This is a genomic window from Streptococcus criceti HS-6 (genome assembly GCF_000187975.2).
Taxonomy (GTDB): domain Bacteria; phylum Bacillota; class Bacilli; order Lactobacillales; family Streptococcaceae; genus Streptococcus; species Streptococcus criceti.
Window position 1 is genome coordinate 2,406,388 of the sequence record NZ_AEUV02000002.1, and the last position, 11,464, is coordinate 2,417,851.

The 11,464-nt window shown below is 44.0% G+C and carries 5 protein-coding genes, 6 tRNA genes and 3 rRNA genes; 2 read left to right on the forward strand and 12 right to left on the reverse strand.

Annotation, left to right across the window (positions count from 1 at the left end):
* Nucleotides 1–143: 143 nt before the first annotated feature.
* The 3 genes from STRCR_RS11190 to rlmD form a co-directional block, all read right to left on the reverse strand.
* The gene (locus STRCR_RS11190) at nt 144–1,991 is read right to left on the reverse strand and encodes an SH3 domain-containing protein (protein WP_004225954.1); all 1,848 of its coding nucleotides are present in this window, start codon (nt 1,989–1,991) and stop codon (nt 144–146) included.
* Between the two features lie 155 nt (nt 1,992–2,146).
* The gene (locus STRCR_RS11195) at nt 2,147–2,725 is read right to left on the reverse strand and encodes a DUF6287 domain-containing protein (protein ID WP_004227093.1); all 579 of its coding nucleotides are present in this window, start codon (nt 2,723–2,725) and stop codon (nt 2,147–2,149) included.
* 173 nt (nt 2,726–2,898) lie between these two features.
* The gene (rlmD, locus tag STRCR_RS11200; RefSeq protein WP_004229255.1) at nt 2,899–4,251 is read right to left on the reverse strand and encodes a 23S rRNA (uracil(1939)-C(5))-methyltransferase RlmD; all 1,353 of its coding nucleotides are present in this window, start codon (nt 4,249–4,251) and stop codon (nt 2,899–2,901) included.
* 131 nt (nt 4,252–4,382) lie between these two features.
* On the opposite strand from rlmD, the gene recX reads away from it, so the two are divergent.
* Both recX and ntdP read left to right on the forward strand, forming a co-directional pair.
* Entirely contained in the window at nt 4,383–5,159 is a 777-nt protein-coding gene (gene recX, locus STRCR_RS11205; RefSeq protein WP_004225225.1) for a recombination regulator RecX, read from the forward strand.
* Nucleotides 5,160–5,254: 95 nt separating this feature from the next.
* Nucleotides 5,255–5,788: a nucleoside tri-diphosphate phosphatase gene (gene ntdP / locus STRCR_RS11210; RefSeq protein ID WP_004226094.1), complete on the forward strand. Its 534-nt coding sequence runs from the start codon at nt 5,255–5,257 to the stop codon at nt 5,786–5,788.
* A 97-nt stretch (nt 5,789–5,885) separates the two neighbouring features.
* On the opposite strand, the gene STRCR_RS11215 is transcribed toward ntdP, so the two are convergent.
* The 9 genes from STRCR_RS11215 to STRCR_RS11255 all read right to left on the reverse strand — a co-directional run.
* A tRNA-Thr gene (locus tag STRCR_RS11215) sits at nt 5,886–5,958 on the reverse strand.
* 13 nt (nt 5,959–5,971) lie between these two features.
* Nucleotides 5,972–6,053: transfer RNA gene (locus STRCR_RS11220), tRNA-Leu, on the reverse strand.
* A 5-nt stretch (nt 6,054–6,058) separates the two neighbouring features.
* Nucleotides 6,059–6,131, reverse strand: a tRNA-Lys gene (locus tag STRCR_RS11225).
* Between the two features lie 12 nt (nt 6,132–6,143).
* A tRNA-Asp gene (locus STRCR_RS11230) sits at nt 6,144–6,216 on the reverse strand.
* A gap of 120 nt (nt 6,217–6,336) precedes the next feature.
* Nucleotides 6,337–6,409: transfer RNA gene (locus STRCR_RS11235), tRNA-Val, on the reverse strand.
* 93 nt (nt 6,410–6,502) lie between these two features.
* Nucleotides 6,503–6,618: ribosomal RNA gene (rrf, locus tag STRCR_RS11240) — 5S ribosomal RNA — on the reverse strand.
* 129 nt (nt 6,619–6,747) lie between these two features.
* Nucleotides 6,748–9,643 (reverse strand): 23S ribosomal RNA (locus STRCR_RS11245).
* A 354-nt stretch (nt 9,644–9,997) separates the two neighbouring features.
* A tRNA-Ala gene (locus STRCR_RS11250) sits at nt 9,998–10,070 on the reverse strand.
* Between the two features lie 201 nt (nt 10,071–10,271).
* A 16S ribosomal RNA gene (locus tag STRCR_RS11255) occupies nt 10,272–11,464 on the reverse strand; the annotation flags it as partial.

Here is an 11,464-nt window from a genome sequence, read left to right on the forward strand (position 1 = left end):
ATAATATCACAAATTCACAATACTGTCAAAGTAGCTATATCAAGCCTATCCTTAGCTATTTTTCATCTTCCTTCTAACCCAAAAAATCACCCCTGTTTAAACAAGCAGAGGCGATTTTATCTATAAAAGATTTGTTAGGAAGCTTAACCAATAACGATATAACGCCGTTGACCGCCATAACTGACATAGGAAATCCAATCATGGCCGTCCTTGTGCATAATCTTATCGTAGTTGATACTTTCGCCAGCTTGGAAGGTGAAGGCTGTATCCGCAGCCATTCGAGGTTCATTTCTAACATCAACTTGCTTGACAAAAGTATAGCTTTTCAATGACGGAAAGGTTGTTTCATAGTCCGATTTAACTGCTGGTTCAGGAACTGTCGTTTGGGTCCCAGCAATACCAACCAACTTGTTATCATTTTCAACATAGTAGAGGTGGACATTGTAAACACCATGTTGGCTCTTATGATCGCTGACCTTGACACTAACCTTATAATCACCGTTAGCTTGCTTCGTAGCATCATACCAGACAATATCATCTTGGCCGTCATTATCTGTCCAAACCGGAACCTTAACAGCTAAGACACCTTGGCTATCAACCACATCTGAGATGATAACATCAAAGTCACCATTATCCTTATTGTTAAAGGAAAGTGTACCTGTCCGGGTTACTTGAGTTTTTTCAGCTTCAAGAAGGGGATATTGTAGACTTGCAACACCCTTCATAGCACCATCATTTTCAATATAATAGAGGTGAATATTGTAAAGACCGCTTTCATTCTTATGATCAGATATATTCACAGCCACTTTATAGGTGCCGTCACCTTGACTCACAGCATCATACCAAACAATATCATCTTGGTCATCCTTGTCTGTCCAGATTGGAACTTTAACAGCCAGAATGCCATTGCTATCTGACACGTTAGAAATCCGAACATCAAAGCCCTTATCGTTTTGGTTTTCAATACTAATTTGACCGGTTAGCTTGGATTCTGTCTTTTGCTCGTTAGCTTGAGCTGGTAGCTTATCCAGCATGACATAGCGACGAGTACCGCCGTAAGACACATAGGAAATCCATTTATAACCATCTGCCTCAAGAATCTTATCATAGCTGATAGAGTCACCCTCTCCAAAGGTAAATTCTGTCTGGGCAGCAGCCCTTGCCTCGTTCTTAACCTCAACTTCTTTATCAAAGATATAGCGTTCCAAAGCTGGAAGGGGCGTCTCTTCGCTGTCAGTCTCCGGCTTTTTACCAACTTGAGAATCTGGCTTATCGGCTTGTACTTCCTTAACTACTAACTTGGCAATATTGGCATAACGACGGATACCACTATAGGATTTGTAGCTCAGCCATTGATAGCCATCTTGATTGAGGACTTGGTCATAGTAAACACGGTCACCTGCATTGGCATAGAAGGCTATAGGGGCCGAAGCTGACGGACTATTCTTGACCTCTGTGCGTTCAGGATAAGTATAGTTTCCTGAGTTTGGGAGGTCTTTACCGACTTCCTGAATCGCTGTAACAGGTGAAGAATTAGTTACTGACCCTATCTGTTGCGCTTGGTCTGCTGAATTTATTTCACTAGGAGCTGTATAATCACCAGTTTGAATAGCAGCATCAACTTTTGTTGGTACTGTAGTGTTATCGATATCAGACTCTTTTGTAGAGATTTTATCAGTTGAAATTTCAGCATCACTAACTGCTGTTGGGTTCTCAGCAGTTACTTGGGTAACCTTATCGGTAGTAGCTGTCTCTGCTACAGCTTCTCTTACAGCACCATCTGTCTTTGGTGTAATAGCTTCAGTTTCCTTGCCCGTAGTCGTCTGTACACTTGTATCTTGTGGCTGACTAGTTGGAGCTGCTGTTTGTTCGTCAGCTAGAACCTGTCCCCCTAATACCAGACTAGCTCCGAGTAAAACTGAGGCTGCACCAAAGGAATATTTACGAATAGAAAAACGTTGTCTTTCATTCCATAACAAATCTTTTTTCATAATAGCTCTCCTTCTATTCATATTACTTTATTTCGCCTTTATTATAAAAAAATAGGTAAGCAGCGTCAATATTTTTCTGTAATAATGAAATATTTCGGTAATATTACTTTTCACTAAATAAAATCACTACTCCTTAACAGTAATTTTACGGATCATCAGCCTACTCGATAATATGGAGTATCTTCTGCAGACTCACCTTGACCTGCTACCAAAGCATCTTGCTTATAGGTTTTACCTCCAACAGTTGGCACACCCGCAGGGATGACAAACAAGGCCGCACTACCTACTTCTGAATCTTTTGGAGCAATCGTAAAGAGAGCCTTTTCTCCGCTAACACCTTGTGAAGAGATGACTTGAGTGTCTGAGACCAAACCATTATTATCAAAAACTAATGTGTCACCATTAGCATTTTGCCAGGTTCCAACAAGACTGGAGAAGTCTCCGTTAGCAATGGCAGTAACATCAAGACTTGAAGCAGTAACTTGACTATTAGCTGAACTTTGATTTGTAGAGCTTGATGGATTGTTAGTTTCTCCATTACCTTGACTATTACTACTAGCTTGGGAACTGGACTGATTCTGTGAACTTCCTTTTTGAGGTCTTGCTTTACTTGTCTGGCTAGTCTTTGTAGAAGCTGGACGATCTTTACTTTGAGAACTATTCTTGTGACAAGCCGTTAATAGCAAGGCAGTACCTAGCATAAACGTAGCTACAAATTTATAAGATTTTTTCATAATCTTTGATTCCTTTCTCTTTTCGCCTTCATTATAGCCTAGTTTAATTTGTTCGTCAACATATAAATGTAACTTATTTAATTAATTAGAAATTTTTGTAATTTTTTTGTAAAACAAAGATAAGAGTAACTGCGTAGCTACTCTCATCTTTATTCGTATTTAACAATTATTTTCTACTTTCTCCTCAACTTAACAACCGCCTCAACTCGAGCGGTATGAGGAAACATATCTACTGACTGAATATAGTCCACTTGGTAAGACTTTGTCAAAGGTACTAAATCACGGGCCAGAGTTGAGGCATTGCAAGAAACATAAACCATCTTTTCAGGCTTTACTTCGAGAATGGTTTTAATAAGCTTGTTATCTAAGCCCGTTCTCGGTGGGTCAACTACTAAAGCACTAGCTTGGTAACCTGCATTATACCATTTGGGGATAAGATCTTCTGCCTTACCAGTTTCATAGTGAGTATTGGTCAATCCAAGTGCTTTCGCATTCTTTTTAGCATCCACAATAGCCTCAGGAATTACATCCATTCCTCGAACGGAATTCACCTTATCTGCAAAAGCAAAGCCAATCGTCCCTACACCGCAATAGGCGTCTATGAGATTGTCCTCCTTAGCGATATCTAAAGCTTTAACCGCTTCTTGGTAAAGAACCTGAGTTTGTCGAGGATTAAGTTGATAAAAGGCTCTAGGCGATAGAGAGAAACTATAGTCCAGCACCTCTTCTTTTATAGACTCTTTTCCCCAGAGAATGTCTGTCTCGTCGCCATAAATTTCACTTGATTTTGATTTATTATAATTAACAGCAATTGTTACAATTTCAGGGAAGGCCAGCCTTAGTTCTCTAATCAGAGCGGTCAGATGTAAGTCACGACTAGTCACAAAAATAAGTTGAACTTGGGAGCTCGCCTGCCCTTTACGAACCATGATTGTTCGGATTCCAGCAATTTTTCGTTCATTATAAATTGGAATTTTATACTTATCTAGCAGTTCGGTCGCCTTATTCACAATCTTCTGTGTCAACTCATCTTGAACCAGACAGTTCTCCAACGGAACCAGATGATGCGAATTACTGGCAAACAGTCCTGCTTTAACCGAGCCAGAAAAATGACGTGTTTGAAACTGGAGCTTGGCCCGATAGTGATAAGGATTTTCCATACCCTTGGTTGGTCGCACTTCATAATTTTCGTATCCAGTAGGCTGGAATTTCTTCAAGGCCTGTTTGATAATCTCATTCTTAAAATCTAGCTGTTTCTTATATGCTAGGTGCATAATCTGACATCCCCCGCATTTCTCATATATGGGACATCGTGGTTGTACTCGGTCCTTAGATATTTTATTGATTTTCAAAAGTTTGGCTTGGACAAAATTCCTCTTGACAGCTGTCACTTGACAAAAAACATCTTCTCCTTTTAAGGCTCCAGGTACAAAAACCAAAGTTTTTTTATAAAAGCCAATGCCTTCCCCGTTGATCCCCATCCGCTTAATTTTTAGAGGAATCCGCTGTTTGACCTGCAAATTCATTCTTGCAAAGTCCTTTCTAACCAAAAATAAAAAGCGAATAAATAAGAGTAACTCTCAACAACAATCTTCCATTAAAATTGCTAGGCTCGCTTTACACCCTAATATTCTACCATTTTTGCTATAATAAACCTATGAAAATTACTAAGATTGAAAAGAAAAAACGGTTCTATCTCCTTGAATTAGATGATGAAGAGAAGCTCTATATTACCGAAGATACCATTGTCCATTTCATGCTTTCAAGGGACAGATTGGTCACCAAGGAAGAATTGGTGGAAATTAAGAATTTTGCCCAGTTTTCCTATGGTAAGAATCTAGCTCTCTACTTCCTTTCCTTCAAACAAAGAACAGAAAAAGAGGTTAAAGATTATCTCAATAAGCATGATATTGAGGAAAAAATTATTCCAAAAGTCCTAACAGATTTAAAAAAAGATAAGTGGATTGATGATTATCATTACGCTGAGGTTTTTATCAATCAAAATTTAACAAATGGTGATAAGGGACCTTTCGTTCTAAGCCAGAAGCTTTCCCAGAAAGGGATTGCAAAGTCCATTATTGAAGAATGCCTAGACGGACAAGACTTTTCCCATACTGTTGTCAAGGTTGGACAAAAACTTTATAAAAAGTATGCAGGTCGTTACCCAGCAAAAACCATCAAGGCTAAAATTCAGCAAAATCTTCTTAGCAAAGGTTTTGACTATCAAACAGTTAATCAAGCGCTCGAAAATTTAGCTATTGATAAAAATAAAGAGGATGACATTACTCTTATCTATCGAGATGTGGATAGGCTTCTACCAAAGTATCAAAAGAGATATGAGGATTATGCACTTAAACAGCATTTAATCCAAGCTTTGGCTCGAAAGGGCTATGATTTTTCCGACATTTCATCTGCTTTAGCTGACTATCTATAAGCAATAGTTCTACCATTTTCTTTCTTAACAAATGCTTTTTCCATCAAATTATGTTAAACTATAACGGATAAACTAAATTGTAGAAGGTTTTAGCCATGAAATTACCCAAAGAAGGCGACTTTATTACAATTCAGAGTTATAAGCATAATGGTAGTTTGCACCGAACATGGCGCGACACTATGGTACTAAAAATAACTGAAAATGCAATTATTGGTGTAAACGACCATACACTTGTTACTGAAAGTGATGGCAGACGCTGGGTGACTCGAGAACCAGCCATTGTTTATTTTCATAAAAAATTTTGGTTCAATATAATTGCAATGATTCGTGATAGCGGTGTTTCCTATTATTGTAACTTAGCTAGTCCCTATGTTATGGATGAGGAAGCCCTCAAATATATTGATTACGACTTAGATGTCAAAGTCTTTGAGAATCACGAAAAAAAGCTTTTAGATGTTGACGAATATGAAAGCCATAAAAAAGAAATGCATTATTCAGCAGATATTGATTATATTCTGAAAGAGAATGTCAAAATTCTTGTTGAGTGGATTAACAATAAAAAAGGGCCTTTCTCAGAATCTTATATCAATATCTGGTACAAGCGTTATCTTGAACTCAAGAATCGTTAAAGTTGTAAAAGCACTCATTAAATTTATGAGTGCTTTTTAATTGTCTAAACAAAAAAGTAACGAATAATATTCGCTACCACTGAACTACGTTCGCAAATGCCGGCTACATGACTTGAACACGCGACCCTCTGATTACAAATCAGATGCTCTACCAACTGAGCTAAGCCGGCCTATTGCTTCCTATGCAGGTTAAGGGACTTGAACCCCCACGCCGTTAAGCGCCAGATCCTAAATCTGGTGCGTCTGCCAATTCCGCCAAACCCGCATCTATGACCCGTACTGGGCTCGAACCAGTGACCCTTTGATTAAAAGTCAAATGCTCTACCAACTGAGCTAACGAGTCTCCTCTTACTAACGGTCCCGACGGGAATTGAACCCGCGATCTTCGCCGTGACAGGGCGACGTGATAACCGCTACACCACGGGACCTATTCAAGTAATTCTATTCGAACTAAAAAGCTAGTATTGAGAGCAATCCTCTTGAAGTCCTTAAACCTCTGAGCGATTCCTAAAATCAACCGCTTTTTTTACGTCCTCATTACTTAATCATGGGAGTTAACGGGATCGAACCGCTGACCCTCTGCTTGTAAGGCAGATGCTCTCCCAGCTGAGCTAAACTCCCTCGCGGGGCTTAGCTCAAACTGGTCCCTGTCGTGCGCTAACGCTTCGACAAAGTCGAACTTCCGTCCTCCTTAGCTGAGCTAAACTCCCTATCGCTAAGCGACTCCCTTATCTCACAGGGGGCAACCCCCAATTACTTCAGGCGTGCTAGGACTTAACTGCTGTGTTCGGCATGGGAACAGGTGTCTCTCCTAGGCTATCATCACTTAACTATGAATGGGTTAGGTGGGAAACGTCGTTTCCTGATTCCCCAACCCAAACAATCCTCTGGATTGTTTGTGCACTCAAAATTGAATACCTATCTATTGTACCAAGCTCAACCTCTCGCTGTCAATACCTTTGGATAAGTCCTCGAGCGATTAGTATTGGTCCGCTTCACATGTCACCATGCTTCCACTCCCAACCTATCTACCTGATCGTCTCTCAGGGCTCTTACTGATATAAAATCATGGGAAATCTCATCTTGAGGGGGGCTTCACACTTAGATGCTTTCAGCGTTTATCCCCTCCCTACATAGCTACCCAGCAATGCTCTTGGCAGAACAACTGGTACACCAGCGGTAAGTCCACTCTGGTCCTCTCGTACTAGGAGCAGATCCTCTCAAATTTCCTTCGCCCGCGACGGATAGGGACCGAACTGTCTCACGACGTTCTGAACCCAGCTCGCGTGCCGCTTTAATGGGCGAACAGCCCAACCCTTGGGACCGACTACAGCCCCAGGATGCGACGAGCCGACATCGAGGTGCCAAACCTCCCCGTCGATGTGAACTCTTGGGGGAGATAAGCCTGTTATCCCCAGGGTAGCTTTTATCCGTTGAGCGATGGCCCTTCCATGCGGAACCACCGGATCACTAAGCCCGACTTTCGTCCCTGCTCGAGTTGTCGCTCTCGCAGTCAAGCTCCCTTATACCTTTACACTCTGCGATTGATTTCCAACCAATCTGAGGGAACCTTTGGGCGCCTCCGTTACCTTTTAGGAGGCGACCGCCCCAGTCAAACTGCCCGTCAGACACTGTCTCCATTGACGTTTAGCCAATCGGGTTAGAGTAGCCATAACACAAGGGTAGTATCCCAACAGCGCCTCTGCCGAAACTAGCGTCCCGGCTTCTATGGCTCCTACCTATCCTGTACATGTGGTACAGATACTCAATATCAAACTGCAGTAAAGCTCCATGGGGTCTTTCCGTCCTGTCGCGGGTAACCTGCATCTTCACAGGTACTAAAATTTCACCGAGTCTCTCGTTGAGACAGTGCCCAAATCATTACGCCTTTCGTGCGGGTCGGAACTTACCCGACAAGGAATTTCGCTACCTTAGGACCGTTATAGTTACGGCCGCCGTTTACTGGGGCTTCAATTCATACCTTCGCGTTACCGCTAAGCACTCCTCTTAACCTTCCAGCACCGGGCAGGCGTCACCCCCTATACTTCATCTTGCGATTTCGCAGAGAGCTGTGTTTTTGATAAACAGTTGCTTGGGCCTTTTCACTGCGGCTGACTTTAAGCCAGCGCCCCTTCTCCCGAAGTTACGGGGCCATTTTGCCGAGTTCCTTAACGAGAGTTCGCTCGCTCACCTGAGGCTACTCGCCTCGACTACCTGTGTCGGTTTGCGGTACGGGTAGAGTATACATTAACGCTAGAAGCTTTTCTTGGCAGCGTGACATCACTCACTTCACTACTAAACTTCGCTCCCCTTCACAGCTCAACGTTACAGAACTAAGCATTTAACTCAGTTCACGCCTCACTGCTTGGCCAGACACGTCCAATCGTCTGGTTGAGTTAGCCTTCTGCGTCCCTCCTTCACTCTATACTCTAGTACAGGACTATCAACCTGTTGCCCATCGGATACACCTGTCGGTCTCTCCTTAGGTCCCGACTAACCCAGGGCGGACGAGCCTTCCCCTGGAAACCTTAGTCTTACGGTGGACAGGATTCTCACCTGTCTTGCGCTACTCATACCGGCATTCTCACTTCTATGCACTCCAGCACTCCTCACGGTATGCCTTCATCACACATAGAACGCTCTCCTACCATCCCTTTCGGAATCCACAGCTTCGGTAAATTGTTTTAGCCCCGGTACATTTTCGGCGCAGGGTCACTCGACTAGTGAGCTATTACGCACTCTTTGAATGAATAGCTGCTTCTAAGCTAACATCCTAGTTGTCTGTGCAACCCCACATCCTTTTCCACTTAACAATTATTTGGGGACCTTAGCTGGTGGTCTGGGCTGTTTCCCTTTCGACTACGGATCTTAGCACTCGCAGTCTGACTGCCGACCATAAATACTTGGCATTCGGAGTTTATCTGAGATTGGTAATCCGGGATGGACCCCTCACCCAAACAGTGCTCTACCTCCAAGATTCTCAATGTCGACGCTAGCCCTAAAGCTATTTCGGAGAGAACCAGCTATCTCCAAGTTCGTTTGGAATTTCTCCGCTACCCACAAGTCATCCAAGCACTTTTCAACGTACTCTGGTTCGGGCCTCCAGTGAGTCTTACCTCACCTTCACCCTGCTCATGGGTAGGTCACCTGGTTTCGGGTCTACATCATTGTACTCACTCGCCCTATTCAGACTCGGTTTCCCTACGGCTCCGTCTCTTCAACTTAACCTCGCACATAACGTAACTCGCCGGTTCATTCTCAAAAGGCACGCTCTCACCCATTAACGGGCTCGAACTTCTTGTAGGCACACGGTTTCAGGTTCTCTTTCACTCCCCTTCCGGGGTGCTTTTCACCTTTCCCTCACGGTACTGGTTCACTATCGGTCACTAGGGAGTATTTAGGGTTGGGAGATGGGCCTCCCAGTTTCCGACGAGATTCCTCGTGTCTCGCCGTACTCAGGATCCTGCTAGGCTTATAAACGATTTCAAATACGAGGCTGTTACTCTCTTTGGCGACCCTTCCCAGAGTCTTCTTCTATCATCTATAAGTCCTCATTGCAGTCCTACAACCCAGAATGTAACATCCTGGTTTGCCTCTTGCCCTTTCGCTCGCCGCTACTCAGGCAATCGCTTTTGCTTTCTCTTCCTGCAGCTACTGAGATGTTTCAGTTCACCGCGTCTTCCCTCAACTAATCTTAACAATTAGTGATGACAACCTGTAGTTGCCGGGTTCCCCCATTCGGATATCTCTGGATCTCTGCTTACTTACAGCTCCCCAAAGCATTTCGTCGTTAATCACGTCCTTCATCGGCTCCTAGTGCCAAGGCATCCACCGTGCGCCCTTATTAACTTAACCTTATTAATTAACTCATTAAATATTTACAGCGTTTCGGTTTATTTTCTTGTTACTATTTGATAGATATTCAATTGTCAATGGACAAGTGCATGATATCAAGATCCGGTGCGACCTGTCGCAAAACTTGCGTAGAATAAGGAGACAACCAACGACGTGTCGCTAAGACACTAGGTGGTTTTGACTTATTCCTAGAAAGTTTAGGATCGTATTCTAATATCAGCTTATCTAGTTGAACACGAGATTAATTTCTTAGGAAAAAAGATAAATCTCCTTGTGTGCAAGACACACTGCGTCGATTTCCTATTTTTCTACAGAAATTTCGGCAAGCCGAACATCTCTTTGTATCCTAGATAATGGAGCCTAGCGGGATCGAACCGCTGACCTCCTGCGTGCAAAGCAGGCGCTCTCCCAGCTGAGCTAAGGCCCCACAAAACCTCTGAAAACTAAATAGACACTCCCCAAAACGTGCTTCCGTAGCTAAATAAGGGTACCATTAACCTTATCGGCTAAATTGTACTCGGGCTAAAAGCTTGTGATTTAGATAAACCACCTTGTATGCAAGCATACTGCCTTGGTTTCCTAAAATCAAGTCGCTTTTAAACGCCCTCCGTTACTTAGTTTTCCTTAGAAAGGAGGTGATCCAGCCGCACCTTCCGATACGGCTACCTTGTTACGACTTCACCCCAATCATCCGTCCCACCTTAGGCGGCTGGCTCCCGAAGGTTACCTCACCGACTTTGGGTGTTACAAACTCTCGTGGTGTGACGGGCGGTGTGTACAAGGCCCGGGAACGTATTCACCGCGGCGTGCTGATCCGCGATTACTAGCGATTCCGACTTCATGGAGGCGAGTTGCAGCCTCCAATCCGAACTGAGATTGGCTTTCAGAGATTAGCTTGCCGTCACCGGCTTGCGACTCGTTGTACCAACCATTGTAGCACGTGTGTAGCCCAGGTCATAAGGGGCATGATGATTTGACGTCATCCCCACCTTCCTCCGGTTTATTACCGGCAGTCTCGCTAGAGTGCCCAACTCAATGATGGCAACTAACAATAAGGGTTGCGCTCGTTGCGGGACTTAACCCAACATCTCACGACACGAGCTGACGACAACCATGCACCACCTGTCACCGATGTACCGAAGTAACTCCCTATCTCTAGGGATGGCATCGGGATGTCAAGACCTGGTAAGGTTCTTCGCGTTGCTTCGAATTAAACCACATGCTCCACCGCTTGTGCGGGCCCCCGTCAATTCCTTTGAGTTTCAACCTTGCGGTCGTACTCCCCAGGCGGAGTGCTTAATGCGTTAGCTCCGGCACTGAGTCCCGGAAAGGACCCAACACCTAGCACTCAGCGTTTACGGCGTGGACTACCAGGGTATCTAATCCTGTTCGCTACCCACGCTTTCGAGCCTCAGCGTCAGTTACAGACCAGAGAGCCGCTTTCGCCACCGGTGTTCCTCCATATATCTACGCATTTCACCGCTACACATGGAATTCCACTCTCCCCTTCTGCACTCAAGTTTAACAGTTTCCAAAGCAAACATTGGTTGAGCCAATGCCTTTAACTTCAGACTTACTAAACCGCCTGCGCTCGCTTTACGCCCAATAAATCCGGACAACGCTCGGGACCTACGTATTACCGCGGCTGCTGGCACGTAGTTAGCCGTCCCTTTCTGGTAAGATACCGTCACTTGAGTAACTTTCCACTCTACTCAACGTTCTTCTCTTACAACAGAGCTTTACGATCCGAAAACCTTCTTCACTCACGCGGCGTTGCTCGGTCAGGGTTCCCCCCATTGCCGAAGATTCCCTACTGCTGCC

Bases quoted from the DNA above. Each gene is read 5' to 3' on its own strand.
- STRCR_RS11190 (WP_004225954.1), bottom strand. From the start codon at position 1,991: ATGAAAAAAGATTTGTTATGGAATGAAAGACAACGTTTTTCTATTCGT.
- STRCR_RS11195 (WP_004227093.1), bottom strand. From the start codon at position 2,725: ATGAAAAAATCTTATAAATTTGTAGCTACGTTTATGCTAGGTACTGCC.
- rlmD (WP_004229255.1), bottom strand. From the start codon at position 4,251: ATGAATTTGCAGGTCAAACAGCGGATTCCTCTAAAAATTAAGCGGATG.
- recX (WP_004225225.1), top strand. From the start codon at position 4,383: ATGAAAATTACTAAGATTGAAAAGAAAAAACGGTTCTATCTCCTTGAA.
- ntdP (WP_004226094.1), top strand. From the start codon at position 5,255: ATGAAATTACCCAAAGAAGGCGACTTTATTACAATTCAGAGTTATAAG.